The organism is Pseudarthrobacter sp. TAF60_1 (assembly GCF_052113505.1).
Taxonomy (GTDB): Bacteria; Actinomycetota; Actinomycetes; order Actinomycetales; family Micrococcaceae; genus Arthrobacter.
Genome location: NZ_JBFRDI010000001.1, coordinates 204,430 through 229,512, shown reverse-complemented (window position 1 = coordinate 229,512; position 25,083 = coordinate 204,430). Strand labels below are relative to the sequence as shown.

The 25,083-nt window shown below is 66.2% G+C and carries 27 protein-coding genes; 16 read left to right on the top strand and 11 right to left on the bottom strand.

Going from position 1 to position 25,083, the window contains the following annotated elements; genetic code table 11:
- Positions 1–401 precede the first annotated feature (401 nt).
- Positions 402–1,223 carry a DUF559 domain-containing protein gene (locus AB4Y73_RS01145; protein ID WP_441867514.1) on the top strand — a complete coding sequence of 274 codons (822 nt, stop codon included), beginning with the start codon at positions 402–404 and terminating at the stop codon, positions 1,221–1,223.
- A 96-nt stretch (positions 1,224–1,319) separates the two neighbouring features.
- On the opposite strand, the gene AB4Y73_RS01140 is transcribed toward AB4Y73_RS01145, so the two are convergent.
- Positions 1,320–1,745 carry a hypothetical protein gene (locus AB4Y73_RS01140; RefSeq protein WP_441867512.1) on the bottom strand — a complete coding sequence of 142 codons (426 nt, stop codon included), beginning with the start codon at positions 1,743–1,745 and terminating at the stop codon, positions 1,320–1,322.
- Between the two features lie 14 nt (positions 1,746–1,759).
- Entirely contained in the window at positions 1,760–2,497 is a 738-nt protein-coding gene (locus AB4Y73_RS01135) for a trimeric intracellular cation channel family protein (RefSeq protein WP_441867510.1), read from the bottom strand.
- A gap of 59 nt (positions 2,498–2,556) precedes the next feature.
- Between AB4Y73_RS01135 and AB4Y73_RS01130 the strand changes: the two genes are divergently transcribed.
- From AB4Y73_RS01130 to AB4Y73_RS01080, 11 genes are all read left to right on the top strand, one after another.
- Positions 2,557–3,291, top strand: a complete 735-nt coding sequence (locus tag AB4Y73_RS01130) for a sirohydrochlorin chelatase (protein WP_441867508.1) — start codon at positions 2,557–2,559, stop codon at positions 3,289–3,291.
- Positions 3,292–3,443: 152 nt separating this feature from the next.
- Entirely contained in the window at positions 3,444–5,192 is a 1,749-nt protein-coding gene (locus AB4Y73_RS01125; RefSeq protein WP_441867506.1) for a nitrite/sulfite reductase, read from the top strand.
- Positions 5,189–5,917 carry a phosphoadenylyl-sulfate reductase gene (locus AB4Y73_RS01120; RefSeq protein WP_441867504.1) on the top strand — a complete coding sequence of 243 codons (729 nt, stop codon included), beginning with the start codon at positions 5,189–5,191 and terminating at the stop codon, positions 5,915–5,917. Before AB4Y73_RS01125 ends, AB4Y73_RS01120 begins: the two co-directional genes overlap by 4 nt.
- Positions 5,914–6,861, top strand: coding sequence for a sulfate adenylyltransferase subunit CysD (gene cysD, locus AB4Y73_RS01115; RefSeq protein ID WP_441867502.1), 948 nt, complete (start codon positions 5,914–5,916; stop codon positions 6,859–6,861). Before AB4Y73_RS01120 ends, cysD begins: the two co-directional genes overlap by 4 nt.
- Positions 6,862–8,286, top strand: coding sequence for a sulfate adenylyltransferase subunit 1 (locus tag AB4Y73_RS01110; RefSeq protein WP_441867500.1), 1,425 nt, complete (start codon positions 6,862–6,864; stop codon positions 8,284–8,286).
- Positions 8,287–8,398: 112 nt separating this feature from the next.
- On the top strand, positions 8,399–9,565 hold the full coding sequence (locus tag AB4Y73_RS01105) for an RtcB family protein (RefSeq protein ID WP_441867498.1): 1,167 nt from the start codon (positions 8,399–8,401) through the stop codon (positions 9,563–9,565).
- Between the two features lie 86 nt (positions 9,566–9,651).
- Positions 9,652–10,662, top strand: coding sequence for a GTP pyrophosphokinase (locus tag AB4Y73_RS01100; protein WP_441867495.1), 1,011 nt, complete (start codon positions 9,652–9,654; stop codon positions 10,660–10,662).
- Between the two features lie 148 nt (positions 10,663–10,810).
- Complete coding sequence (locus AB4Y73_RS01095; protein ID WP_441867940.1) at positions 10,811–11,947, top strand: ABC transporter substrate-binding protein; 1,137 nt, start codon at positions 10,811–10,813, stop codon at positions 11,945–11,947.
- A gap of 43 nt (positions 11,948–11,990) precedes the next feature.
- A complete protein-coding gene (locus tag AB4Y73_RS01090) occupies positions 11,991–12,716 on the top strand; it encodes an ABC transporter ATP-binding protein (RefSeq protein ID WP_441867492.1) in 726 nt (241 codons plus the stop codon).
- Entirely contained in the window at positions 12,706–13,665 is a 960-nt protein-coding gene (locus AB4Y73_RS01085; protein ID WP_441867489.1) for an ABC transporter permease, read from the top strand. Before AB4Y73_RS01090 ends, AB4Y73_RS01085 begins: the two co-directional genes overlap by 11 nt.
- A 102-nt stretch (positions 13,666–13,767) precedes the next feature.
- The gene (locus AB4Y73_RS01080; RefSeq protein WP_441867486.1) at positions 13,768–14,217 is read left to right on the top strand and encodes an SRPBCC family protein; all 450 of its coding nucleotides are present in this window, start codon (positions 13,768–13,770) and stop codon (positions 14,215–14,217) included.
- On the opposite strand, the gene AB4Y73_RS01075 is transcribed toward AB4Y73_RS01080, so the two are convergent.
- On the bottom strand, positions 14,214–14,735 hold the full coding sequence (locus AB4Y73_RS01075; protein WP_441867483.1) for a cupin domain-containing protein: 522 nt from the start codon (positions 14,733–14,735) through the stop codon (positions 14,214–14,216). The genes AB4Y73_RS01080 and AB4Y73_RS01075 overlap by 4 nt on opposite strands.
- Positions 14,736–14,810: 75 nt before the next feature.
- On the opposite strand from AB4Y73_RS01075, the gene AB4Y73_RS01070 reads away from it, so the two are divergent.
- The 3 genes from AB4Y73_RS01070 (at position 14,811) to AB4Y73_RS01060 (ending at position 18,255) form a co-directional block, all read left to right on the top strand.
- Positions 14,811–15,422: a TetR/AcrR family transcriptional regulator gene (locus AB4Y73_RS01070; RefSeq protein ID WP_441867480.1), complete on the top strand. Its 612-nt coding sequence runs from the start codon at positions 14,811–14,813 to the stop codon at positions 15,420–15,422.
- Between the two features lie 79 nt (positions 15,423–15,501).
- On the top strand, positions 15,502–16,758 hold the full coding sequence (gene cobA, locus AB4Y73_RS01065; RefSeq protein WP_441867477.1) for a uroporphyrinogen-III C-methyltransferase: 1,257 nt from the start codon (positions 15,502–15,504) through the stop codon (positions 16,756–16,758).
- Positions 16,759–16,788: 30 nt separating this feature from the next.
- Positions 16,789–18,255 (top strand): FAD-dependent oxidoreductase, encoded by a 1,467-nt coding sequence (locus tag AB4Y73_RS01060; RefSeq protein ID WP_441867474.1) that lies wholly within the window; start codon positions 16,789–16,791, stop codon positions 18,253–18,255.
- Between the two features lie 90 nt (positions 18,256–18,345).
- Here AB4Y73_RS01060 and AB4Y73_RS01055 read toward each other — a convergent pair whose 3' ends face one another.
- Genes AB4Y73_RS01055 through AB4Y73_RS01045 form a run of 3 tightly spaced genes read right to left on the bottom strand, consistent with a single transcriptional unit; the run spans position 18,346 to position 19,936 of the window.
- Positions 18,346–18,786 carry an SRPBCC family protein gene (locus tag AB4Y73_RS01055; RefSeq protein WP_441867471.1) on the bottom strand — a complete coding sequence of 147 codons (441 nt, stop codon included), beginning with the start codon at positions 18,784–18,786 and terminating at the stop codon, positions 18,346–18,348.
- Positions 18,787–18,817: 31 nt separating this feature from the next.
- Positions 18,818–19,645 (bottom strand): DUF1206 domain-containing protein, encoded by an 828-nt coding sequence (locus AB4Y73_RS01050; protein WP_441867468.1) that lies wholly within the window; start codon positions 19,643–19,645, stop codon positions 18,818–18,820.
- 3 nt (positions 19,646–19,648) lie between these two features.
- Entirely contained in the window at positions 19,649–19,936 is a 288-nt protein-coding gene (locus AB4Y73_RS01045) for a hypothetical protein (RefSeq protein WP_441867465.1), read from the bottom strand.
- Between the two features lie 149 nt (positions 19,937–20,085).
- Here AB4Y73_RS01045 and AB4Y73_RS01040 point away from each other — a divergent pair, with 149 nt between their 5' ends.
- Entirely contained in the window at positions 20,086–20,622 is a 537-nt protein-coding gene (locus AB4Y73_RS01040; RefSeq protein ID WP_441867462.1) for a hypothetical protein, read from the top strand.
- A gap of 118 nt (positions 20,623–20,740) precedes the next feature.
- Here AB4Y73_RS01040 and AB4Y73_RS01035 read toward each other — a convergent pair whose 3' ends face one another.
- From AB4Y73_RS01035 to AB4Y73_RS01015, 5 genes are all read right to left on the bottom strand, one after another.
- Entirely contained in the window at positions 20,741–21,241 is a 501-nt protein-coding gene (locus AB4Y73_RS01035; RefSeq protein WP_441867459.1) for a hypothetical protein, read from the bottom strand.
- Positions 21,238–22,047, bottom strand: a complete 810-nt coding sequence (locus AB4Y73_RS01030) for a hypothetical protein (protein WP_441867456.1) — start codon at positions 22,045–22,047, stop codon at positions 21,238–21,240. The genes AB4Y73_RS01035 and AB4Y73_RS01030 overlap by 4 nt, the downstream gene beginning before the upstream one ends.
- Positions 22,044–23,009: a WXG100 family type VII secretion target gene (locus AB4Y73_RS01025; RefSeq protein ID WP_441867453.1), complete on the bottom strand. Its 966-nt coding sequence runs from the start codon at positions 23,007–23,009 to the stop codon at positions 22,044–22,046. The genes AB4Y73_RS01030 and AB4Y73_RS01025 overlap by 4 nt, the downstream gene beginning before the upstream one ends.
- 159 nt (positions 23,010–23,168) lie before the next feature.
- Positions 23,169–23,849 (bottom strand): FadR/GntR family transcriptional regulator, encoded by a 681-nt coding sequence (locus AB4Y73_RS01020; protein WP_441867450.1) that lies wholly within the window; start codon positions 23,847–23,849, stop codon positions 23,169–23,171.
- A 7-nt stretch (positions 23,850–23,856) separates the two neighbouring features.
- Positions 23,857–25,077, bottom strand: a complete 1,221-nt coding sequence (locus AB4Y73_RS01015; protein WP_441867447.1) for an MFS transporter — start codon at positions 25,075–25,077, stop codon at positions 23,857–23,859.
- Positions 25,078–25,083: the final 6 nt, after the last annotated feature.

Here is a 25,083-nt window from a genome sequence, read left to right as displayed (position 1 = left end):
CGGGGCGGTGGGGCTGCCGGCTTAAATGCAATAGCCCCGGTTCTCAGCAACGTTACGAGTCATACGCTGCGTCGAACCGGGGCTATATCTCCGTTCGCATCAGACCCGCCGGAGGCGTTTAGCGGATCCGTGAATAGCTTATGACAGGTCTGTCACAGAATGCAAGCCCGCTGTTACTGCGCATGTCACAGGCTTTTCCGGTTTCCTTGGTGGGGCCAGGCTCCCTCGGGGGCCGGCTGAATCTCCCCAATCTTCGGGCGGGGAAGGCCGTCTCGGCCCGGCGCGTCGGGGCGCCGCGCCGGGCCGGCCCCGCAATCCCGGGGAGATTCAGCGGGTGAGGTTGTGCACATAAGCCAAGTTGGCACTGCCGGCAGGGTGCCTGGTCGGGCTCTGCTGGGAGCATGGATGTCAATTCTTATCTCAAGTACGCCGGTTCTGTCGCCAGGACAGCCACCCTGCGCCGGGCTGGCTACACCGACAGGAGTATCCGTGTGGCAATTCAGGCCGGCCGGATGACACGGCTCCGGCATGGTGTGGTGGCGCTGCCGGGGGCCAATCCTGACATGGTGGCCGCGGTGCTCGCCAACGGGCTCCTCAGCTGCGCCTCCGCCAGCGTCCACCACCGGCTGTGGCGGCTGCACGAGCCCCCTGCCCTTCACCTGCTGTGCCGGCACGGCGCAGCCAAGGACGTGGTGGTGCATCGCGAATCTGTGGTGCCGCACGATGCTCCATGGCCCGTCGCCGGCCTGACGGACGTGCTTCTCCACGGCCTGCGGTGTATGCCGGCGGTGGAGGCGGCCATCATGGTGGAAAGTGCCTTGCGGCAGGGGAGGACCACGTTGGATTATCTCCGCGGCCACTTGCCGGGCAACAGGAACGGCACGGCCCGCCGGGTCCTGGACCTGGTGGACGGAACGGCCGATTCACCAATCGAGATTGTGGCCCGCGTTCTCTTCCAACGCGAAGGCATACACGTCCAGACCCAGGTGGACCTGCCCGGGATTGGAATTGTGGACTTCCTGCTGGAGGGCTTCCTCATCGTGGAGCTCGACGGCGCAACCCACTTGGAGCCCAAGCAGGTCAAGAAGGACCGCCTGCGGAACAACGCCAGCACCCTGGATGGCTACGCTGTGCTTCGTTACGGCTACGCGCAGGTGGTCTACAACCCGCAGAAGATGCTGGCTGAAGTCTGGCAGGTGCTTCGCGGCCGTGTGGTGCGCTGAAATTCCCCGGCTTTGCCGGCCAACCACTGCGACATACCCGCCATCAGAGCCGACACGCCGGTGCAGCCAGCCAAAGCTGGGGAATCCCAGCGGCTGCTAGTCCTCTTCGTCGTTGAAGGCCCACTCGAACATGTCGAAGACGAACTCGGAGAAGGTGCCTTCCTCGCTCTTCCACTGGGCGCGGGCGTTGTTGCGCCGGTACACAATGGGGTCCGGGACGCTGAGATCGCCCACGCGGAAGCCCCACGTGAACTGTTCCTCTTCATCCTCGAGGAACATCAGGAAGCCTTCGTCATCAACTTCCAGCTCTTCGGGGTCCCAGAAGTAGTGGTAGGCCTCCATGAGGTCCTCGCAGCCGCCAACGGCCTGGTAGAACTCGCGCAGGACCAGCGGAACCTGGAACTGGTGTTCTGCGAGGGCCGCCTCCAGTTCCTCCACGGACAGGCCATCCTCTTCCTGCCATTCATCCTCGAGATACTTCGGAACAAGCGCGCGGAACTTCTCGAGGAACATGTCAGTCATGCTCCCAATCCTAGCTAATCGCCGCGGCCCGAATTGCCGCCGCCCCCTCCGCCGCCGGAGCCGGCATCGCCCACGCCGGAGCCGGCACCGTCCCCGGAACCAGCTTCGCCTTCCGCACGCCGGTGCCAACCGTGGACCGCCAGCGGGGCCTGCCAGGAACGGCGCCACGCCAGGACCCGGAACGTGAACACCACCGCAGCAATGGCCGCGGCAGTGAGGACGTTAAAGGCCCCGGCAACCCACAGCACGGCGGTCAGCGCCGCCCCTAGAAACGCGGGCAAGGCGTAGATGTCCTTGGGATTGAAGAGCTCCGGAACTTCATTGGCCGTGACATCGCGCAGCAGGCCGCCGCCCACCGCGGTCATCACGCCCAGCAACGCCCCGGCCACCGGATTCATGCCGGCATCGAGGGCCTTGACGGTGCCGGTCATGCAGAACAGTGCGAGCCCGCCGGCATCGAACAGGATCAGCAGGGACGTGTACCGCTCGACGCTTGTGTAGAGCGAGTACACCAGGACCGTGGCCAGCACGGGAGGAAACAAGTATGCCGGGTTAACGAATGCCGCAGGCGGCCCGCCAGCGAGGATGAGGTCCCGGATGATTCCGCCACCCAGGCCCACGAGGGAAGCTAGGAGCAGCGAACCCACAATGTCGATGTTTTTCCGCGCCGCCAGGAGCGAGCCGGAGACTGCGAAGAAGAAGACGCCCAGCAGGTCCAGCCACACGGGGGCGGCGTCAAAGGCGAATGTCATACGGCGGTCCCGGGTTGTGAATGGGCGGACAGTGCGGCTCCAACGTTACGCTAGCGGCTATGAACACACCCATCATGGTCGCCTGTGCCCACGGGACCTCGAGCCCGCAAGGAGCCGCGGAGGTCAACGCCCTGCGCGCCGCGATCGCCGCCCTCCGGCCGGGCCTTGACGTGCGGGAAGCCTACGTGGACGTCCAGCAGCCGGACCTAGTGGACGTGGTGGCCGGGCTCCCCGAAGGTGCCGGGGCCGTCGTCGTACCCTTGTTGCTCAGCGTCGGTTACCACGTGAAGGTGGACATCGCGCGGGCCGTCAAGAGCCGGCCGGGGACGCTGGCCGCCGCGCCGCTCGGACCGGATCCCCGGCTGGCCGCTCTGCTGGACCAGCGTCTCCGCGAGGCCGGCGTCACGGACCGCGACTCGATTGTCCTCGCCGCAGCAGGGTCCTCCAACCCCAACGCCGCGGTCAGTGTGGAAGAACTCGCGGACCAGCTCCGGGAATTGCGGGGAAACCGGATCGAGGCCGCCTACGGTGCCTCAGCCAAGCCGTCAGTGCCCGACGCCGTCGCCATGCTTCGTGAGGAAGCTAAAGGAGGTGCCGGGGCGGGGGAGTCCGCGGGCGGCGTTGACCTCGGCGGACGCGTGGTGATTGCCTCGTACCTCCTCGCGCCCGGCTTCTTCCACGACCAGCTGGCCAAGGCGGGCGCGGATCTTGTGACTGAACCACTGCTGCCGTCGGAAGTGCTCGCCGAGATTGCGCTGGAAAGGTTGGACGCCGCCGTCGCACGCGGTCAGTAGCCCCCGGAACCCCGACAAAAATTCCGGGCGGCAAATCACAGGAGACCCGGTTCTTCAAGGCTCCACGGCGGTTCGTGACGAAATGTTTCCCTAGGTGACTCAGCGTTTCCCGACCCTTTGTGACGCAATTCGGGGCACCCTACAGTCGATGCATGACTGATACAGCTCTAGCCGGAGCGTCCGCGGCCCCCGCTGCCGCCAAGCGCCCCGCACGCACCTCCACCCGCCCCGCTGCAAAGCCGCACGGGCAGTGGAAAGTGGACGGCAAAACCCCGCTGAACGCCAACGAAACCTGGAAGCAGGAAGACGACGGCCTCAACGTCCGCGAGCGTATCGAGACCATCTACGCCCGGGACGGCTTCGACGCGATCCCCAGCCAGGACCTGCACGGCCGTTTCCGCTGGTGGGGCCTGTACACCCAGCGCAAGCCCGGGATCGACGGCGGCAAGACCGCAACCCTCGAACCGCACGAGCTCGAAGACAAGTACTTTATGCTCCGGGTGAGGATCGACGGCGGCGCGCTCACCACCGAGCAGCTGCGCGTCATCGGCCAGATTTCCGTGGACTTCGCCCGGGACTCGGCCGACCTCACCGACCGCCAGAACATCCAGCTGCACTGGATCCGCGTGGAGGACATCCCCGAGATCTGGAACCGGCTCGAGGGTGTTGGCCTGTCCACCACCGAGGCCTGCGGCGACGTTCCCCGCGTCATCCTGGGCTCGCCGGTGGCCGGCATCGCCAAGGACGAAATCATCGACCCCACGCCGCTGATTGCCGAGCTGGGGGAGCGGTTCATCGGCAACCCGCTGCTGTCCAACCTGCCACGCAAATACAAGACCGCCATCACCGGCCACCCCAGCCAGGACGTGGTCCACGAGATCAACGACTTCGGCCTGGTGGGCATGGTCCACCCCGAGCTGGGCGTCGGCTATGACCTGTGGGTAGGCGGCGCGCTGTCCACCAACCCCATGCTGGCCAAGCGCCTCGGCGCCTTTGTCCGGCCCGAAGAGGCCGCCGACGTGTGGCTCGGCGTCACCAGCATTTTCCGGGACTACGGTTACCGCCGCATGCGCACCAAGGCCCGCCTGAAGTTCCTGCTGGCCGACTGGGGCCCGGAGAAGTTCCGCCAGATCCTCGAGGACGAATACCTGGGCTACAAGCTCGCCGACGGTCCCGCCGCGCCCAAGCCCACCACCCCGGGCGACCACATCGGCGTGCACGAACAGAAGGACGGCAAGTTCTTCATCGGCGCCACCCCGCTGGCCGGCCGGCTCTCCGGCTCGCAGCTGGTCAAGCTCGCAGACACGCTCGAGGCCGCCGGGTCCTACCGCCTGCGCACCACCCCGCACCAGAAGCTCGTGGTGCTGGACGTTGTGAAGGACCAGGTTGAGCCGCTGGTGGCCGAGCTGGACGCCCTGGGCCTGTCCGCCCGCCCGTCCGTGTTCCGCCGCGGCACCATCGCCTGCACCGGCATCGAATACTGCAAGCTGGCCATCGTGGAAACCAAGGTCACCGCCGCCACCGCCGTCGCCGACCTGGAACGCCGCCTGGCTGACCTCGCAACCTCCGGCGAACTGCCGCACGCACTGTCCCTCCACATCAACGGCTGCCCCAACTCCTGCGCCCGCATCCAGACCGCGGACATCGGCCTCAAGGGCATGATGCTGCCAACGCCCGACGGCGATCCCTCCCCGGGATTCCAGGTTCACCTCGGTGGCGGGCTGGCTTCCTCCGACCGCGAAGAGGCCGGGCTGGGACGCACCGTCCGCGGCCTCAAGGTGTACGTCGAGGACCTGCCCGACTATGTGGAGCGCGTGGTGCGCACCTTTGTTGCCCAGCGCGCCGAAGGCCAGACCTTCGCCGAGTGGGCCCATGCAGCAGACGAGGAGGCCCTGCAGTGAGTAAGCACGCAGCGCCCGTACCGGCCATCCGCCCCAAGGACGAACTCAAGGCCCTCGCCGAAGCCGGCGCCGCCGAGCTCGGCTGGGACGCCCCCGCCCGCGACGTGATCGCCTGGGTGGAGCGGAACTTCGACCTGCCCGCGGTCGCCGTCGCCTGCTCCATGGCCGACGCCGTCCTCCCGGCGCTGGTCGCGGACCAGCTGCCCGGCGTCGATGTCCTCTTCCTGGAGACCGGCTACCACTTCCCGGAAACCTACGCGACGCGCGACGAGGTGGCCGCGAACCTCCGCGTCAACGTGGTGGACGTGCTCCCCGAGAACACGGTGGAGCAGCAGGACCGGCTTCTGGGCAAGGACCTCTTTGCCCGCGACGCCGCCCAGTGCTGCGCCCTCCGCAAGGTTGCCCCGCTCCAGCGCACCCTGGCCGGCTACGAACTCTGGTTCACCGGCGTCCGCCGCGACGAAGCCCCAACCCGTACCAACACCCCGCTGGTGACATGGGATGAAAAGAACGGACTGGTCAAGGTCAACCCGGTGGCCGCGTGGACGTTCGACCAGCTGGTCCAGTACTCCGACGACAACCTCCTGCCCGTCAACCCGCTGCTTTCCCAGGGTTACCCCTCCATTGGCTGCCAGCCCTGCACCCGCAAGGTAGCGCCCGGCGATGACCCCCGCGCCGGCCGCTGGGCAGGTTCCGACAAGACAGAATGCGGACTACACGTATGAGTACTTTCCTGACTGAGGAGACCACCCAGGTGACTGAAGCTGCCGTCTCAACGCGCCTCTCCAGCCTGGACGCCCTCGAATCCGAAGCGATCCACATCATCCGCGAAGTCGTGGCCGAGTTCGAAAAGCCTGCGCTGCTGTTCTCCGGCGGCAAGGACTCCGTGGTGATGCTGCACCTGGCCACTAAGGCGTTCTGGCCCGGCAAGGTTCCGTTCCCCGTGCTCCACGTGGACACCGGCCACAACTTCCCCGAGGTCATCGACTTCCGCGACCGAACCGTCGAGCGGCTGGGACTGAAGCTCGTGGTCGGATCCGTCCAGGAGTTCATCGACCGCGGCGAACTGGCTGAGCGCGCCGACGGCACCCGCAACCCGCTGCAGACCGTCCCCCTGCTGGACGCCATCCAGCAGAACAAGTTCGACGCCGTCTTCGGCGGCGGCCGCCGCGACGAGGACAAGGCCCGCGCCAAGGAGCGCATCCTGAGCCTGCGTGACGAATTCGGCCAGTGGGACCCGCGCAACCAGCGCCCCGAGCTGTGGAACCTCTACAACGGCCGCCACACCGTGGGCCAGCACGTCCGCGCGTTCCCCATCAGCAACTGGACCGAGCTGGACATCTGGCGCTACATCGAACGCGAGAACATCGAGCTGCCTGGCCTGTACTACGCACACGACCGCGAAGTGTTCGCCCGTGACGGCATGTGGCGCGCAGTCGGCGAGGTCTCCCAGCCGCTGCCGCACGAGGAAGTCATCACCAAGACCGTCCGCTACCGCACTGTGGGGGACATGTCCTGCACCGGTGCCGTCGAATCGGATGCAGCCACCGTGGGCGACGTCGTGATCGAAGTTGCCGCCTCCACCATCACCGAACGTGGCGCCACCCGTGCAGATGACCGCATCTCCGAGGCAGCCATGGAAGACCGCAAGAAGGATGGGTACTTCTAAATGACCACCGCAGCAGTTCTCCCGGCAGACTTGGAAACAGCCCTGCCCACGACGCTTTTCCGCTTCGCCACTGCAGGATCGGTCGACGACGGGAAGTCCACTTTGGTGGGTCGCCTCCTGCACGACTCAAAGGCGATCCTCGCTGACACGCTCGACGCCGTTGCCCGCACCTCGTCCGACCGCGGCTTTGGCGGCGAAAAGGGCGGGATCGACCTCGCACTGCTGACCGACGGCCTGCGCGCCGAGCGGGAGCAGGGCATCACCATCGACGTCGCCTACCGGTACTTCGCCACGGACCGCCGCAGCTTCATCCTGGCCGACTGCCCCGGACACGTTCAGTACACCAAAAACACGGTGACCGGCGCGTCCACGGCGGATGCCGTCGTCGTACTCATTGACGCCCGCAAGGGTGTGCTCGAGCAGACCCGGCGGCACCTGTCCGTGCTGCAGCTGCTTCGCGTGGCGCACGTGATTGTGGCCGTCAACAAGATCGACCTTGTGGACTTCAGCGAGTCCGTCTTCCGCGAAATCCAGGCCGACGTCCAGAAGGTGGCCCGCGAACTGGGCATCGGCTCCGCTGAGCTGGGCACCGCTGACCACATCGACGACCTGCTGGTGATCCCGGTGTCCGCCCTCGACGGCGACAACGTGGTGGACCGTTCCGAGCGCACCCCCTGGTACGACGGCCCGGCCCTGCTGGAGGTCCTCGAGACCCTCCCCGCCGCGGACGAGATCGATACCCAGCTGGAGAGCTTCCGTTTCCCGGTGCAGCTGGTCATCCGGCCGCAGGGCGCGCTGGCTCCCGACGCCGTGGCCGGGGGCCTGGATGTTGAGGCCTACCGTGACTACCGTGCGTACGCCGGCCAGATCACCGAGGGGTCCGTGAAGGTGGGGGACAAGGTTTCGGTGCTGACGCCGGGCCAGGATCCGCGCACCACTACCGTGATTGGCCTCGATTTTGCCGGTGAGTCGTTGGAGGAAGCGTTCGCGCCGCAGTCCGTGGCAATCCGGCTGGCGGACGAGTTCGACGTCGCCCGCGGTGACACGATCGCCGCCGCCGGCACTGTCCGCGAATCCTCTGCCGACCTCTACGCCGCGCTGTGCTGGCTCTCGCCCAAGCCGCTGCGGGAGGGCGCCAAGGTACTGGTCAAGCACGGTACCCGCACCGTCCAGGCGCTGGTCCGCAGCGTCAGCGGCAAGCTCGACCTCGCCACCTTCAAGCTCGAAGGCGCGTCCAGCCTGGAACTGAACGACATCGGCCACGCCCAGCTCCGGCTCGCCGCGCCGCTGCCCCTCGAGAACTACCTGCACCACCGCCGGACCGGCGCCTTCCTCGTGATTGACCCGCAGGACGGCAACACGCTGGCGGCCGGCCTGGTGAAGGACCATCCCGGCGACCACGAGGACGAGCGCTACTCCATCTAAGCCTTTCCGAACATCGAGTTCGCTGGTAACCTGCTGGATCGCCGTCCCGAAACGGCGATCCGGCAGCGTTCCGGCGAATTCGGGTTTAAGACGGGGTCAGCGGAGGCGGAACATGGAAACGATCAGCCCCAAACTCATCAGCTGGGCGTCGATCCTGGACGAGAAGACCCGCGCGCAGGCCATTGCCACATCGACGCTGCCGTTCATCTACCCGCACCTGGCCCTGATGCCGGACGCGCATCTGGGCAAGGGCGCCACTGTGGGCTCGGTCATTCCCACCCTGCACGCCATCATCCCGGCAGCCGTGGGCGTGGACATCGGCTGCGGCATGATCGCCGTCCGGACCCAGTACTCGGTGCAGGACCTACCCGAGGACAGGAAACGGCTGCGCGAAGACATCGAACGGGCCATCCCGCTATCCGCCGGCCACAACAACCGGACGGTCAAGGCCAGCGCCGAGCCGCGGATCGCTGAGCTCAAAAAGCTGGCTGCCAAAGCCGGCTTCAACCCTGCCCAGTACCTGGCGAAGTGGGAGCTGCAGCTGGGCTCCCTGGGGTCGGGGAACCACTTCATCGAGGTCTCCGCCGACGAATCCGACGTAGTCTGGCTGTTCCTGCACTCCGGTTCCCGCGGTGTGGGCAACAAGATCGCGCAGCATCACATTGGCGTCGCGCAGCAGGTAACCCGGAAGCGTGGCACCAGGCTGCCGGACCCGGACCTTGCCTACCTGGAGGAGGGCACGTCGGAGTTTACCCGGTACATCGCGGAGTTGCGGTGGGCCCAGCGCTTCGCGTTGCTGAACCGCGAGGAAATGATGGACCGGGTCATCACACAGTTCAGCCGCTGGGCAGGCGGTCCCGTCACGGAGCGCGAACGGATCAACTGCCACCACAACTTCACCCGGCAGGAGACCCACTACGGGAAATCGGTGTGGGTGTCGCGCAAGGGGGCCATCAAAGCCGAGCACGGCGATCCCGGACTGATTCCCGGATCCATGGGGACGGCGTCGTACGTGGTGGAAGGCCTAGGTAATACGGCAGCGCTCAATTCCTCCCCGCACGGCGCCGGCCGCGAGTACTCGAGGACCGCCGCACGCAAGACCTTCACGCTGGCGGAGCTGAAAACAGCCATGCAGGGCATCGAGTTCCGGGCCACCGAGGCGTTCATCGACGAGATTCCTGCCGCGTACAAACCCATCGACCAGGTCATGCACGACGCCGCCGACCTGGTCAAGGTGCGTCACAAACTCCGGCAGCTGATCAACGTCAAGGGTGATTGAAGGTTGAACGCCTGAACAGTGGCTGAATCCTGCTGCCTTGGATACTCTGCAGGGTACAGGCCACGCGGGAATCCGAGGGGGATCGGTTGGAAGATCATGAGTCACTCGTCGCCAACTCCCTGGAGCAATACGAGGCACTGTTGCCCCGCCTCAACATGGCCTCGGATGCGATCGGGCACGCCATCCGGGCCAGGCTCCGGGACGATGGCCTGAACCATCACACAGTGCAGGCGCGGGTGAAGGACCCCGTCTCCGTCAAGGGAAAGCTGGACCGGCTTACGGCAGACGGGCGGTTCAAGTACGAACGCGGCCTCGAACAGCTCGACGACCTCATCGGGGTCCGGGTCATCATGTTCCTCGAGCCTGACATCGCGGACGTTGCCACAGCACTCAAAGGTCAGTTCATGTGCCGCGAGGACGATGACAAGACCAGCTCCCAGCGGCGGAACGGCCAGATCGGCTACGCCGGAAGGCACCTCACCCTCGAAGTCCCGGCCGACAACATTCCGGTGGGCTGCCAGGCTTTTATCGGTCAGCGTTTCGAAGTGCAGATCAGGACCGTGCTGCAGCATGCCTGGGCCGCCTTCGAGCACGACATCCGCTACAAGAGCCTCGCCGAGGCCAACGCGGAGGTGGACCGTGCGTTCACCATGGCGTCAACCCTGATCGAACTGGCGGACGCCCAGTTCTCGGCAATCAACGATATTGTCAAGCGCCGCCAGGCCGAAAGCACTGCCGAGTTTGCCGCGAACCCCGCCGCCACCGAACTCACCGGGGACATCCTTCAGGACATGCGCGCGCGGTTGTTGTCCGAACACCCCCGGAGCCAGGCCCGCCTGTACGACTGGCTGGGGGACTTGCTGGCCGCCAACGGCGTGCGAACCGTGGCCGACGCCGAAGAGCTCTTCGGCGCAGCCGACTGGTCAGCCGTGGCCAAGAGGATGGACTACAAATTCCCCGCCGGCCACGTCCGGATTGCCGACGACTTCCTGTTGAAGACCTGGGGCGTGGACTACATTGCGCGCACCAAGTCCCTGGGCAATGACCCCAAACGTGAAGCGAAGCTGACGTACCGGCTGGAGCGCATGCAGGACTGAGCCTGGCGGCAGGTGCCGGGCCTGACAGTGCTGCCCCGTGGTGCGGGAATGTGACGCCGCGTGAACCCGCGTGACCCCCCGTTTCTGCTTCATTGAATGGGTTTATGTCACTCCCTATGGTGAAACAATGACAAGTTCCAAGCCCGGGATGACCCGCATCGTGGCAGGCGAAAGCGCCGTACCCCGGCGCAAGCGTGCCGTCGAGGCTGCCCTGGCCATCGGACTCGTTTTGCTCATCGCTTTGGGTGCCGTGGTGGCGTCCAATATTTCGCGCGACGCGTCCGCGGAAGCCGCCCCGCCTTCGCCGACACCGGCCGAAGAGCTGAAGCTGGGCTACTTCGGAAACCTGACGCACGCTCCTGCCATGGTGGGGGTGAAGCAGGGAATCCTTGCCCGCAACCTGGGGACCACCAGGCTCAGCACCGAAACTTTCAACGCCGGCCCTGCCGCGATCGAGGCCCTGAACGCCGGTGCCATCGATGCGACGTACATCGGCCCGAACCCTGCCATCAACTCCTTCGTCAAGAGCCGCGGGGAGTCCGTTAGCGTCATCGCCGGCGCCGCAGCGGGCGGTGCCCAGTTGGTGGTCAAACCGGAAATCACCTCTGCCGCGGACCTCCGCGGAAAGACCCTGGCGTCCCCGCAGCTTGGCGGCACGCAGGATGTGGCGTTGCGTGCCTGGCTGTCCGCGCAGGGCTACAAAACCAATGTGGACGGCAGCGGCGATGTGGCCATCAACCCCACGGACAACGCGCAGACCCTGAAGTTGTTCCAGGATGGAAAGCTCGACGGCGCGTGGTTGCCTGAGCCGTGGGCCTCCCGCCTGGTGCTACAGGCCGGAGCGAAGGTCCTGGTTGATGAAAAGGACCTGTGGGACGGTTCGCTCTCCGGCAAGGCCGGCGAGTTCCCCACCACCATCCTGATCGTGAACAAGAAGTTCGCCGCCGAACACCCGGATACCGTCAAGGCCCTCCTGCGCGGCCACGCCGAGGCCGTGGCCTGGCTGAACAACGCACCCGCCGCTGAGAAGGCGGACGTCATCAACTCCGCCCTGCAGGAATCAGCCGGGGCGGCGCTGCCTGCCGACGTCCTGGCGCGGTCCCTGCAGAACGTCATCTTCACGGTGGATCCCCTCGCCGGAACCTACCCCAAACTGCTCAAGGACGGGGTGGAAGCCGGCACTACCAAGCAGGCCGACATCGCGGGCCTGTTCGACCTCCGCGCACTGAATGGCGTCATCGGGACAGGCCAGCGCATTTCCGCCGCCGGTCTCGGCCTGGACTGACCTCTTTCCGCCACCGCATTACCACTTAACGAAGGACGGGACCATGCCAGTCGTACTGGAACAGCTGGGCAAACGCTTCGGCGACGGCGCCCCCGTGCTGGAGGATGTCAACGCCACCATCGGCGCGGGAGAGTTCGTCGCCCTCCTCGGGGCCTCCGGCTGCGGTAAATCCACACTGCTGAACATCATGGCGGGACTGGAGGTGCCGACGTCGGGCGCCCTGGAAGTACCCAGCGACGGAGCCGCATTCATGTTCCAGGACGCCGCCCTCTTCCCATGGCTGACCGCGCGGGAGAACATCGAACTCGCCCTCAAGCTGCGTGGTGTGGGTAAGGCTGAACGCCGGGTTAAGGCCGACGAACTCCTGGAGCTGGTGCACCTCGGCGGGGCGGGGGACAAGCGCCCGCACGAACTTTCCGGCGGCATGCGGCAGCGCGTGGCACTGGCGCGGGCATTGTCGCAGGACCGGCAGCTGTTGCTGATGGACGAACCGTTCGCCGCTCTGGACGCCATCACCCGCGACCTCCTCCACGACGAGCTTGAACGCATCTGGAAGGAAACCGGGCGCACCATCGTCTTCGTCACGCACAACGTCCGCGAAGCCGTCCGGCTGGGCCAGCGCGTCCTGCTGCTGTCTTCCCGCCCCGGCCGCGTGGTCCAGGAATGGGCCGTCACAGAGGAACATCGAACCGACGCCGGCCTCGCCGGACAGCTGACCGGGGTCATCACGGCCCGGCTGCGAGAGGAGATTCGCCGCCATGCCAAGTAAGCTCACGCCGCTCGCCGATGCCCCGGTTTCCGGCGCCCCAGCCGAAGTGGAAACACACAAGATCCACGCCGCCCTGACCCGCACCTCCACCGGCACCGAGGATCTGCGCGAGCTCGAGGCCGGGCTGGACTCCCTCCAGTCCGACTCCCTTCGCAAGCACCGGATCGACTGGAGCCGGGTGCTCCTGCCCGTCGCCGCTTTGGTGGTCCTGGTCCTGGCCTGGCAGTTCTATGTATCGCTAGGCTTCAAGCGCCGCGACCAGGTCCCGGGTCCGCTCGACGTGCTGGGCCAGGTAGGCGTGCTGTGGGGCGAAGGCAAGCTGCAGGAAGCCGTTTGGACTTCGCTGGAACGCGGCATCGTGGGGTTCCTGATTTCGGTGGCAATTGCCACCCCGGTGGGGCTGCTGCTGGCCCAGGTTGCTCCGCTGCGCCGCGCTTTCGGGCCGCTGATTTCGGGCCTGCAGGTGTTGCCTTCCGTGGCCTGGGTCCCGGCGGCCATCATCTGGTTTGGGCTGACGGACGCCACCGTGTACTTCGTGGTGTTCATGGGCGCCATCCCGTCCATCATCAACGGGCTCATCTCCGGCGTGGACCAGATCCCGCCGCAGTACCGCCGCGTGGGCACGGTCCTGGGCGCGAACCGGCTCCAGATGGCGCTGCAGATCATCCTGCCCGCCGCGCTGCCCGGCTACCTCAGCGGCCTCAAACAGGGCTGGGCCTTTTCGTGGCGTTCGCTGATGGCCGCTGAAATCATTGCGGTGGGCGGCACCATCGGCTTCGGCTTGGGCTCGATGCTTAACCAGGGCCGCGACCTGTCCGACATGACCGTGGTGATGGCAGCTATCCTGCTGATCCTGGCCGTCGGCATCCTGATTGAGCTGCTGGTGTTCGGTCCCATCGAGAAGCGCCTCCTCCGCAGCCGCGGCCTCCTCGCCGGCAGCACCCGCTAACCCGCACATTTACCCCAACGCGGGGTCACTTCCTGCCCAATAAACACCATTCATTTGGCAGGATCTGACCCCGCGTTCGTTTTCCAATGGCAGACTGGCGCCATGACCGTCAGCTTCGTGTGCCGCACCGAGTCCGCGCTCCCACGGGAGCGCCTGTTCGATCTCGCCCGCAGCGTTGATGGGCACGTCGAGTCGCAAAAGGGCGCCGGCGAGCGTGCGGTTGGCGGGGTTACTTCCGGCCTGATCGGTGCAGGCCAGGAGGTGACCTGGCGCGCCCGGCATTTCGGCGTCCCGCTGCGGATGACGAGCCGCGTCACGGCACTGGACTTCCCCAATTCCTTCACGGACGAGCAGGTGCGCGGTCCGTTCAAGGCCTTCCGCCACGTCCACGAATTCCAAGCCACAGCGACGGGCAGCCTCATGACGGACCGGGTGGAGTTCACCGCGCCGTTCGGCCCTGTGGGCCGCCTCGTGGAGCACCTGGTTCTGCGCCGGTACCTGCAGCGCCTCATCGCCGAGCGGGGCCGGTTCCTGGCAGTTCCTCAGTCTTAGGTTTCCGGGAACGGCGGAGGGCCAATGATGTCAATGCCGCCATTCAGACGGCCTGATTCTCTGATCCTGCCGAAGTCCACCGGCAGGTGTCCCCCGTCGGGGCTGCCAGCGCCAGAGTCAGGGCTGGCACCGAGGGGTTCGCTCGCGCCATCGTAGAAGGCCTGGGCTACTCCGGGCGTCTGCAGGCACAAGATGCGCGTTCCCTCTTGCAGGACTTTGAAGGCGTGCGGAACGCCGCGTGGGGCCAATGCCACTCCGCCCGCAGCCAAGCGATAGTCGGTCCCGTCCATGCTGAAAAGGATCTCCCCAGCCAGAACGTAGAGCGTTTCATCGGACTCGGGATGGGTGTGCAGGGGCGTGACTTTGTTGAGGGACATCTCGTCTTCGAACAGAAGGAAGGCACCCGCGGTTTCCTGCTCGGTGGCCTTCCACGTATGCACCCCTCCGCCGAAGAACCAGCGTCTGGCTCCTTCGCCGGGCTGGCGCACGATTGGTGATGCTGTTCTCTTAGTCTCCATGGTGTTCGCCTCGATGGTCGCCGGAAGACTTATGGGACTGATGTCCCATAACAAGACTCAGGTACCATGATGTATATGTCAAGACCCTATGTGGATGTTGGAAGGACAGGGCAGAAGAAGCGCACCCTGGACGCGTTGGTAGCGGCGGCGCGGGGCATCGTGGCGGCAGGGGCCACGCCCACAGTTGATGAGGCCGCGGTCGCGGCGGGAGTCGCCAGGAGCACCGCGTACCGGTACTTTCCCGGCCAAAGAGAGTTGTTGGCGGCCGCCCACCCCGAGACAGCACGGAAGTCCATGTTGCCGGATGATCCGCCGGAAGGTGTGGCTGAGCGGCTGGACGCCGTGGTGGTCGAGTTCACCAGCATGATCATCGAAACCGAGGCGCAGCAGCGGACCATGTTGCGGCTTTCCCTGGAGCCGGCCGATGAGCGGTACCTGCCGTTGCGCCAGGGCCGGGCCATTGGCTGGATCAAGGAGGCGCTCGCCCCTCTTCAGGAAAGGTTCACTGACCAGGAGATCCATCAGCTCGTCCTCGCGATCCGCAGCGCCATAGGCATCGAGGCGCTGGTGTGGCTGACGGACATAGGGGGGTTGAGCAGGGACGCCGCTGTTGCGTCGATGCGGTGGTCGGCCAACGCGCTGCTCAACCAGGCACTCTCGCAAGGGGTACCGGGGGCCACCCGCTAATGTGACGCGGCGTTACCTTACGTGAACGGGTGTTTCCGCCGCCATTGGTGGTCATACGGCGCGGCCCTACCGTTGATCCATGGCAATTCAGGATATTTACCCCACCGCGCTGCGGCTCCTCGGCCGCCCCGTGCTGGTGGTTGGCGGCGGCCCCGTCGCTGCCCGCCGCGCCAAAGGACTGCTCGACGCCGGTGCGCAGGTCACCGTCGTGGCTCCCGCTGCCTCCGCCGCGCTCCAGGAACTGGCCGACGCCGGTCTCCTCACCTGGGTGCCGCGCGCGTACCGCCCGCAAGACGTCGACGGCGTCTGGTTCGTGCAGACGGCAACCGGCGATTCCGCCGTGGACACCCAGGTGTCGGCCGACGCCGAAGCGCAGCGCATCTGGTGCGTCAACGCATCCGACCACGAAGCCTCAGCCGCATGGACACCCGCAGTCGCCGTGGTTGATGACGTGCATATTGCAGTCAACGCCGGGGGAGACCCGCGCCGGGCCATGGCCCTGCGTAACGCCGTCGCCACCGCGCTGGAAACCGGCGATCTCCCGCTGCGCCGCCGCCGCGCCCACCGCGGGTCCGTGGCGCTGGTCGGCGGCGGACCCGGCGACACCGGCCTCATCACAGTCCGCGGCCGCCGGCTCCTGGGCCAGGCCGACGTCGTGGTCGCCGACCGCCTCGGCCCGCGCGAACTCCTCAACGAACTCGCCCCGGACGTCCGCGTCATCGAGGTCGGCAAGACGCCCGGCCACCACCCGGTGCCGCAGGCCGAGATCAACCGCATCCTCGTGTCCGAAGCGCAGCGGGGCCACCGCGTGGTCCGGCTCAAGGGCGGCGACCCGTACGTCCTCGGCCGGGGCGGCGAAGAAGCCGAATACTGCCGGCAGCACGGCGTCGAGGTGGAAGTAGTCTCCGGCGTCACGTCGGCCATCTCAGTTCCCGCCGCAGCCGGCATCCCCGTCACCCACCGCGGCCTGGCCAAGGGCTTCAGTGTGGTCACCGGCCATGAGGAACTGTCCGAGGTTCCGGCCCGGGCAGACCACACTGTGGTGTTGCTCATGGGAGTGGGCCAGCTCCGCGATTCCGCGTCCGCTCTGGGCAAAGCCGGTCTCCCGGCGGACACCCCCGTTGGTATTGTTGAAAACGGCTATTTGCCGAATCAGCGGGTGACCATTGGCACGCTAGGTTCCATCGCCGACCAGGCAGAAGCCGCCGGCGTCGCAAATCCTGCCGTGATAGTGATCGGCGACGTTGTCCGCGTCAGCCCGTTCGCGCCGTCGCACTTCAAGACAGCGGACTACAGCACCACCACCCCGAACCAGCCCCGAGTCCTCACCACCTAGCCCCCAGGACCGAAGAAAAGGAACACAGCCGTGTCATCAAGCACCTCCGTAGGATCTGCCGAGCGTCCGCTGCGCGTCGCCGTCGTGGGCTCCGGCCCGGCCGGCGTCTACGCCGCGGACATCCTCACCAAGAGCGAAGCCGTCAAGAGCGGCGAGCTGACCGTGAGCATCGACCTCTTTGACCGCTACCCGGCCCCCTACGGCCTGATCCGCTACGGCGTGGCCCCGGACCACCCCCGCATCAAGGGCATTGTCAACGCCCTGCACAAGGTCCTGGACCGCGGCGACATCCGCTTCTTCGGCAACGTCGACTACGGCACGGACCTCACCATCGAGGACCTCCGTACCCACTATGACGCCGTCATCTTCGCCACCGGCGCCATCAAGGACGCCGACCTGAACATCCCGGGCATCGAACTGGACGGCTCCTACGGCGGCGCGGACTTCGTCTCCTGGTACGACGGCCACCCGGACGTCTCCCGCGAATGGCCTCTTGAGGCCAAGGAAATCGCCGTCATCGGCAACGGAAACGTGGCCCTGGACGTGGCCCGCGTCCTGTCCAAACACGCTGACGACATCCTCACCACCGAAATCCCGGACAACGTCTACGCCGGCCTGAAGGCCTCGCCGGTCACGGACGTCCACGTCTTCGGCCGCCGCGGCCCCGCCCAGGTCAAGTTCACCCCGCTGGAGCTGCGCGAGCTGTCCCACTCCAAGGACGTGGACATCATCCTCTACGCCGAAGACTTCGAGTTCGACGAGGAATCGGACCGCCAGATCCAGAGCAACAACCAGACCAAAACCATGGTGGGCACCCTCACCAACTGGATCGCCGAGCAGCCCGAAGACCTCTCCGAGCTGACCGCCTCCCGCCGCCTGCACCTGCACTTCCTGCACAGCCCGGTGGAAATCTACGACGACGCCGAGACGCCGGGCAAGGTGGCCGGCATCAAGTTCGAGCGCACCGAACTGGACGGCACCGGCAACGCCCGCGGCACCGGCGAGTACGTGGATTACCCCGTGCAGGCCGTCTACCGCGCCATCGGCTACTTCGGTTCGGCCCTGCCGGAGATCGAATTCGACCACAAGAAGGGCGTAGTACCGAACGACGGCGGCCGCGTCCTGGATGCCGCCGGAACCCACGTGCCGGGCATCTACGCCACCGGCTGGATCAAGCGCGGCCCTGTCGGCCTGATCGGCCACACCAAGGGCGACGCCCTGGAGACTGTGACCTACCTGCTGGAAGACCGCCAGAACCTGCCCGTCGCCGCCGTGCCCGAGGCGGAGGCCGTCGTCGAACTTCTTGACGCCCGCGGCGTGAAGTTCACCAGCTGGGAAGGCTGGCTGGCGCTGGACGCCCACGAACTCGCCCTGGGGGCGGCAGCCACTGAGGCCGGCGGCTCGCACGGCGTCGAGGTCAAGCGTGAGCGCATCAAGGTGGTCCCGCGCGAGGACATGGTCAATATTTCCCGCGACGGCGTCACCGCCACGGTCTAGCACGCACCAGCTCAAGCAACGCGGGGTCACTTTTTGTCCGATAAACAGGATTTATTGGACAAAAAGTGACCTCGCGTTGCTTTATGCGGGTTAACGCCCGGCGCCGCCTGCGGCCATCAATTCGAGTCGCTTGAGCGTCTCCGTATTGCGCGCGCCGATCACCACGTCCCGGACTGCCTTGGGCACAAGTTTGCCGGGTCCGCGGATGGCGTCCTCGGCGATGGTGACCCGGCATTGTGTGCCCAGATCCTCAAGAGTGATGACCACCTTCGCTTCGCCGATCGGCCACCCTCGGGCCACCAGTTCCAGCGAACGGCCGGGTTCGACGGCGGACACCCGGCTGCTGTCGTCAATCACCAGCGGCCAGGCGCCCACGGAGTGGTGCAGCCTTGCGCCGGTTTGGGGCCAGTGGGCGTCAACGTCCCGGATCCTGGAGGCGCCCACCACCCAGCCGGAGTACAGCCACCCATCGGCGATCACCCTCCAGACGTCCTCGGCCGGGGAGCTAAATACGCGGGAAACGGTTGACATAGCTTTCCTTCCTTTCGGTGGTGAGACTCGTTCACATCCGCCCGAACCGGGCGCGGACCAGCGCGAAGATGCCGTAGCAGATGAAACCGGCCCCGATGGCGACGAGCAGGTACGGGCCAAAGGGATGCTCCCGGAGCGCCTTCAGGCTCCCGTCCAGCCCGGTGGATTCGTCGGGCCTGTGCTTCGCGGCCGCGATGACGAAGAGCAGCCCGGCGAGGTTTAAGGCGATGCCCTTGGCCACGTGCCCGGTGACGCCGAGGGAGTCGATGAGCCGGCCGCGGCGCGTCCCGTCAAAGTGGAAGAGCTCTTCCTTGAACCCGCGCCGGAGCCCTTTAATCACGAAGTAGACACCCACCCCCATGACGGTCAGGCCGAGTGCCACCAGCAGAGGCAGCCCGAACGGCGTGTTCAGGAGGGCTGTGCTGAAATCGCGTGTGGTGTCGCCGGAATCTCCGCGCGAACCGACGGCAAACCCGGCAAAGCTGAGCCCAACACTTCCGTAGGCAACGGCCAAAAAGCCGGAGGAGACCAGCTTTCCGAGCCGTTCCTTGCGGGGCAGGTGCCGGGCGCGGACCGTGGCTTCGCTCAGCTGCCATAGCGCCAAGCCGGTGCAGGATACCACGCAGGCCCACAGGATGGCTGGTCCCCACGGGTTGTCAGCCAACTGCTCGATGGCCCCGGTGGCTTCCGCCTGGCCGGGGTGCCCGAAGGCCAGGGCGATGGCGATGGCACCAACAATGATGTGGAGCAGGGCCATCACGGCAAAGCCCGAGCGCGCGGCAACGTCCAGCGCCTTCGTGTCGGACGCTTCCTCGACGGCGTCTGCCGCCTCGCTGATGCCGGAATCCCCGTTTGCCATGGCTTAGCCGTTCATGGGCCCCTCTGCGTGCAGTTGGCCGGCGCCCGGGCCTTCAACATGCACGGTGCACCGGACTACCAGTTGGCCCGGCGCGTGATCGAGCTCCACCAGGCTGTCGTGAGCGCTCAATGAGGTGAAGACCTCAGAGCCGGCCACTACGGTGACGCCTCTGGCGTGCGCGGTCTCGGTCGCGTTTTTTTGGGCTTCCTGTTCAAGGCCTGCCATGTAGGCGCCGTCGTTTTCCCGGGCGGGGTCGCCGAATGCCCAGCCGAACAAAGTCCCTGTTTCCATGGCCACGATATTACGCGTACCCGCTGCTGAAGACGGACTTCCGTAACATTACTAAGTGTGCTTACCATGGCGTCAGCCTGACCTTCAGGGAATTAGCGAAGACCGCACCAGCGGCCTTCGGAACCAGCTCAACGTGAGGAATACACATCATGGCAGGAAATCTTGTTGCCCGCGCCGTTCACGACCTGACAGCCGCGGCGTGGTTCGGCGGCTCACTCATGGGTGCTGTCGGGTTGAACGGGGCGGCCGCGGAAGCCAAGGATCCGGCCGAACGTACCCGGCTCTCCAGCGCGGGCTGGATGAAGTGGGCACCCGTCCAGACGGCGGCGTTCGCCTCGCACCTGGTGGCAGACCTCGCCATCGCCTGGGAAAACAAGGGGCGCATCGCCAAGCAGGACGGCGTTGCACGGGACACGGTGATCAAGACCGCGGTGACAGTGGCCGGTGCTGCGGTGACCCTGTACGCGGGCATCCTCGGCAAGAAGGTTGACCAGCTTGCGGACCAGGGCGGCGAGGGCGCTACCGAGCCCAGGTCCGGCGCCTCGGATGAGCTGAAATCGGCGCAGCAGCAGCTCAAGGCGCTGCAGTGGGCCATTCCCGCCTTCGCCGCTACCGTCATCGTCCTCGGCGCCAAGCACGGCGAAATGCAGCGGCCCAAGAACGTGTTCGCAGGCCTTCGCTCCTGACCCGCGGAAGCTGCGGCAGCATAACTAAGGAGCGGTAACGCGCGACGGCGGTCCGGCACGTGGGTGCCGGACCGCCGTCGTTCGCGTTCCGCCCTGGGGCGCTGCCCCCGATGCCGTGCTACCGCCCCTGATATTGTCCAGGCTGGCCCACGCGCAGGTTACTCGTGCCGGCGAGATCGATATGCCGGTGATAGATCCGGCCCTTCTTGGCCTTGCCTGACGTGCCACTGCCGCCGGAAGCGATGATGCCGAAGATCCAGATAACGATCAGCACATACTGCTGCAAACACACCCAGGCCATGCGGAACGGACCCGGCCAGCCGCCGTCGGAATTCCGGACAAACGCACTTCCCGCCGCGAGGCAACCCAGCGTCCGGCCCGCGAAACACAACATCCCATAAACCAGCGAACCGCCGATCCACCCGCCGAGGGCTGCCAGGACGGGCGCGGATTCGCTGAAGGAACTGCGGGCGGTCACGAAGTAAGCGGCGGCGGCAACGGCAGCCAGCACCAGGACATCAACGGCAAACGCTCCCAGCACCTTTCCCGGTCCGGCCATCTGGACCGGAGCGCCGTTCTCCAGGCGGGCAATGTACTTTTCTGCTTCTGATTCCGTCACGGTCGGGCACCTGCCCCGGACACGACGGCGGACACCTTGGACAGGGCCGTGGTCCTGCTGACCCGGGCGACATGGAGCCGGGCTTCGCCGTCCTGCTCGGACGCTTCGAGACCGTACAGGGCATCGCTGCCCGTATAAAGGGTGTAGTGGTCGGCAACGTCCTGCCCACTGCCGATGGCCGTCACGGTGGTGACGCCCCGGACGTCGGCGAACTCCCCGGCTGCCTTGGCCTCGAACTGTGCCTGGGTGAGGGTCTCGGCAGGACTGTCGGCGGACTCGACGCCCGCGGCGTTGGCGAGGTCCATGATGGTGGCGGCCGCGTCCGCCGTGCGGCAGACGCTGAAGGCGTGGCTGCCTGAGCTGTCCACAAGCTCCTGAAGGGCGGTTTCGTCGTGGATGTAGGTGTAGAGCCAGACCTTTTCGTTCTGGGCCTTCGTCAGCTCGGCAATGACCACGCGCTGGCTTAGGCGGCGTAATGCCATCACACCGGTAATCGGCTCGATGGCACCCAGCCGGCTCGGCACGGCCGCGTCGTTCACCGCCACCGGGTACACCAGGCCTTTGCTCAGAAGGGTCCGCAGCGCCACATTGCAGGCCAGCTCAAGCTGGTCCAGGTGAGCGTCCAGCCACGGCAGGGCCACGGCCTGCTTGTGCTTGATGCCATCCAACGCGACGATTTCCTCGTCGGTGAGCGTGGGCAGGGAATACTCCGAATCATTGACTGAGGCGAGCACTGCAAGGGCTGCCTCGCCGTCCTGCCGGGTGAACGTGATCTCCGGTGCAGGGGTATTGGCTTCTGCGCTCATCCGAACAGACCTCCGAGGCTAGATACAGGGTTGGAAAAGATCTTCTTGGCGCCTTCCACGGCGTCGCCCACGGCGTTTTTAGTGCCCTCCCAGGCGTTAGAGGCAACATCCGCGGCACCCTTCCAGGCGTCACTGGCAGTGTTGCCGATCCAGCGGCCGGCCGCCTTGCCCCATTCGCTGTCGGCGATCATGTTGCCCAAGGCCCAGCCGCCGGCGACGACACCGGCCCCCACAACAATACCGATTCCTACCGGGTTGGTGAGCAGGCCTGCGGCCAGGGCAAGGCTGCCCACTCCGCCCGCCACGCCCAGTCCGCCGGCTATCCGGTCGCCCACCCCGCGCCAGCCCTCGTGCTCCGGGTTAATCATGTCGCTTACGCCGCCAAAGATGGACAGTGGTGCCAGCGCAGGTCCGGCAAAGCGGCCCCATTTGCCGATCATGTCACCGGCCACGCCAAGTTTGGCCATGGCCCCTTCAGCCTTGAAGTTCATGAAATCGTCAGCCCAGCTGAACAATTTGAGGTTCTTGAGGTCCCCGACAAAGTCCAGGATTTTTTTCTTCGACAGGTAATGCTGCCAATCCTGGATGACTTCAACGCCATCCTTGATCTTCAGCCCCAGCCCCAGCACTGTCTTCCCCCAGTCCAGGAGGGAATCGCCCGGCGATCCATTGCCGCTGCCGGCGCCGCCGGATACCGGGGAGGTGCTGACATTGCCGCCGCCGCTGGCCGTCTCCTGCTGGTCAGCATTGGCCAGCAGGACCTTTGACCCCTGGTCCAGTAAGCGCGCTGCGGCGAGAAGTGATTGCCTGTGCGAGCCGTTCCAATCCTGCCGGAAGTGCTGCGCGTCCTGGCCGGTCCAGGCAGGGGTCTCATTGACCAGCTTGGTGAGATTCTGCCCGTTGCCCTGCAGGCTCTGGGAAGCGCGCTGGAAGTCCTTGGCCAGTGAGCGTAGTTGGGCCACGTCGGCGCCATAAATTCCGGCCAAGGTTTTCCCCCGATTAAGTTGGTTTGGGCTGAAGCATTCACCTACAGGCTAGGGAAAGCAGTGCCCCTGCCGCGATGGGCAGACGTACCCACCGGCCAAGCGTACGAAGTTGGCCACGGCCCGTGCAAATACGGGCTACGCCCGCAGCCACTCCGCGCACGAGTTCAGGTTTTGGCTGACGCTGGCCACTGCGGCCGCAGGGTCGTGGGCTTCGATGGCATCCACCAGCGCGCCGTGGCCCTCGTTCGTGAGGCCGTCAAGGCGGCCCTTGCGCTGCTGTTTGAGGAGGTCCTGGTGAAAGACGTCACCGAAACTGACGTAGAGCTCATGCAGCAGGGGGTTCCCGGAGGCCTGGGCCACGCGCGCATGGAACTCCCAGTCCGCCCGGGCCCACCCCTCGAAGTCCGCCGCATGCCAGGCGACCTCCCGGGTGGCGAGCACCGCGCGCAGGGCGGCGACGTCGTCGGCCGTTGCATTCTTAGCGGCGAGGCTGGCGGCCTGGGTGTCCAGGCCTAGCCGGACTTCGAGGATGTGTTCCTCTGTGTGATCCTGGTACATGCGCCGGGCGGCGCCGGAGATTTCGCTGACGGCGCGCACGTAGGTGCCGTCGCCGCGGCGGACCTCCAGCATCCCGCTGTGGGCCAGGGCCTTGACGGCCTCACGGAGGGTGCCCCGGGACACGCCGAGTCCGGCCATCAGTTCCGTTTCCGAGGGGATGCGCTGTTGCAGCTGCCACTCGCCGGAATGGATCATCTGGCGGAGCTTGGCCGTGACTTCGTCGGCGAGCGGCTGGCGATGCGACGTGCTGAGGGTCATGAGGGTCCTACCTTTTCCGGCCGGCGATCGGGGTGCGTGAGATCAGGTGGGCCACCAGAACCTGGACTACCGCGAGGCCCAGCAGCAGCGCCACGGGCAGGGTCCAGCTGCCGGTCGAGCCATACAGCAGGCCGGTGCCGAACGGGCCCGCGGTCGCCAGCAGGTAACCGATGGACTGCGCCAGCGTGGACAGTGCCGTGGTCTCCGCAGTGCTTGTCCCGCTCCGGCTGATCATCACCATGACCAGCGGGAAGATGCCCAGGCCGAACCCGAGCAGGACAGCTGGAATGACGGCCAGGCTCACCGGCAGCCAGAGCAGCGACGCCAAACCGGCCAGCATGATGATGCTGACCAGATACAGTGCCGGCCGGAGCATGCGGGGGCGGGAGCCGATGGCGATGATCACCATGCCGGCGGGCACGGAGACCAGCTGCATCAGCCCGTACAGCAGGCCGCTGTCCGCCGCTGCCACGCCCATGGTGATCAGCATGGAGGGGAACCAGCTGATCAGCGAATAGGCCAGCAGTGCCTGCAGGGTGAAGATGGCGGTCAGCAGCTGGCCCTTCCGGGTGCGGAGCAAGGGCCACGGCGAAATGTGGGTGCTTGAGGCGCGGACGCTGTGCCGGTGCGTATGTAGCACCACAGGGAGGAAGCCCAGGAAAGCTGCCACGGCCAGGAACCCAATGGCGCCCACCGCGGCGGACGGCGAGCCAAGGGCCTGCGCCATCGGAATGACTGCTACTGCCGTGACAGTGGCGCCGGTGGTCATGGTCACGGTGTAAAGCATGGTCATCATTGAGGTGCGGTGCGCAAAGTGCTCGCGAATGAACGATGGCATGGCCACGTTGCACACGGCCAGGCCGGACATCCCGATCACCGTGCCCGCAAGCAGCATGCCGGTTGCCGGGATTCCGCGCAGCAGCAGGCCGCCGGCCAGGAATGCCAGCGCCAGCAGGATGGCCTTTTCAACGCCTAGCCGGCCGGTCAGCCACGAGGTTGCCGCCCCGGCCAGCGCAAAGCAGAGGGTGGGGATGGAAGGGATGACAGCCGCCAGCAGCGGCCCGTAGCCCAGGACCTGCTGAAGGTCATGAAGCAGTGCGGACGCGCCGGAGATTCCTGCCCGCAGGTTCAGCCCGATGAGCACCAGTGCAATAACTCCGAGCACGACGGCGGTGCGTGGCTTAGGCGGGGCGGCGGACAGAACGGGCGGAGCGGGCGGAGCAGTCATCCCTTT

Excerpts from the sequence above, each read along its gene's own strand:
- AB4Y73_RS01145 (WP_441867514.1), top strand. The coding sequence starts at position 402 with ATGGATGTCAATTCTTATCTCAAGTACGCCGGTTCTGTCGCCAGGACA.
- AB4Y73_RS01140 (WP_441867512.1), bottom strand. The coding sequence starts at position 1,745 with ATGACTGACATGTTCCTCGAGAAGTTCCGCGCGCTTGTTCCGAAGTAT.
- AB4Y73_RS01135 (WP_441867510.1), bottom strand. The coding sequence starts at position 2,497 with ATGACATTCGCCTTTGACGCCGCCCCCGTGTGGCTGGACCTGCTGGGC.
- AB4Y73_RS01130 (WP_441867508.1), top strand. The coding sequence starts at position 2,557 with ATGAACACACCCATCATGGTCGCCTGTGCCCACGGGACCTCGAGCCCG.
- AB4Y73_RS01125 (WP_441867506.1), top strand. The coding sequence starts at position 3,444 with ATGACTGATACAGCTCTAGCCGGAGCGTCCGCGGCCCCCGCTGCCGCC.
- cysD (WP_441867502.1), top strand. The coding sequence starts at position 5,914 with ATGAGTACTTTCCTGACTGAGGAGACCACCCAGGTGACTGAAGCTGCC.
- AB4Y73_RS01110 (WP_441867500.1), top strand. The coding sequence starts at position 6,862 with ATGACCACCGCAGCAGTTCTCCCGGCAGACTTGGAAACAGCCCTGCCC.
- AB4Y73_RS01105 (WP_441867498.1), top strand. The coding sequence starts at position 8,399 with ATGGAAACGATCAGCCCCAAACTCATCAGCTGGGCGTCGATCCTGGAC.
- AB4Y73_RS01095 (WP_441867940.1), top strand. The coding sequence starts at position 10,811 with ATGACCCGCATCGTGGCAGGCGAAAGCGCCGTACCCCGGCGCAAGCGT.
- AB4Y73_RS01090 (WP_441867492.1), top strand. The coding sequence starts at position 11,991 with ATGCCAGTCGTACTGGAACAGCTGGGCAAACGCTTCGGCGACGGCGCC.
- AB4Y73_RS01085 (WP_441867489.1), top strand. The coding sequence starts at position 12,706 with ATGCCAAGTAAGCTCACGCCGCTCGCCGATGCCCCGGTTTCCGGCGCC.
- AB4Y73_RS01080 (WP_441867486.1), top strand. The coding sequence starts at position 13,768 with ATGACCGTCAGCTTCGTGTGCCGCACCGAGTCCGCGCTCCCACGGGAG.
- AB4Y73_RS01075 (WP_441867483.1), bottom strand. The coding sequence starts at position 14,735 with ATGGAGACTAAGAGAACAGCATCACCAATCGTGCGCCAGCCCGGCGAA.
- AB4Y73_RS01070 (WP_441867480.1), top strand. The coding sequence starts at position 14,811 with ATGTCAAGACCCTATGTGGATGTTGGAAGGACAGGGCAGAAGAAGCGC.
- cobA (WP_441867477.1), top strand. The coding sequence starts at position 15,502 with ATGGCAATTCAGGATATTTACCCCACCGCGCTGCGGCTCCTCGGCCGC.
- AB4Y73_RS01055 (WP_441867471.1), bottom strand. The coding sequence starts at position 18,786 with ATGTCAACCGTTTCCCGCGTATTTAGCTCCCCGGCCGAGGACGTCTGG.
- AB4Y73_RS01050 (WP_441867468.1), bottom strand. The coding sequence starts at position 19,645 with ATGGCAAACGGGGATTCCGGCATCAGCGAGGCGGCAGACGCCGTCGAG.
- AB4Y73_RS01045 (WP_441867465.1), bottom strand. The coding sequence starts at position 19,936 with ATGGAAACAGGGACTTTGTTCGGCTGGGCATTCGGCGACCCCGCCCGG.
- AB4Y73_RS01040 (WP_441867462.1), top strand. The coding sequence starts at position 20,086 with ATGGCAGGAAATCTTGTTGCCCGCGCCGTTCACGACCTGACAGCCGCG.
- AB4Y73_RS01030 (WP_441867456.1), bottom strand. The coding sequence starts at position 22,047 with ATGAGCGCAGAAGCCAATACCCCTGCACCGGAGATCACGTTCACCCGG.
- AB4Y73_RS01020 (WP_441867450.1), bottom strand. The coding sequence starts at position 23,849 with ATGACCCTCAGCACGTCGCATCGCCAGCCGCTCGCCGACGAAGTCACG.
- AB4Y73_RS01015 (WP_441867447.1), bottom strand. The coding sequence starts at position 25,077 with ATGACTGCTCCGCCCGCTCCGCCCGTTCTGTCCGCCGCCCCGCCTAAG.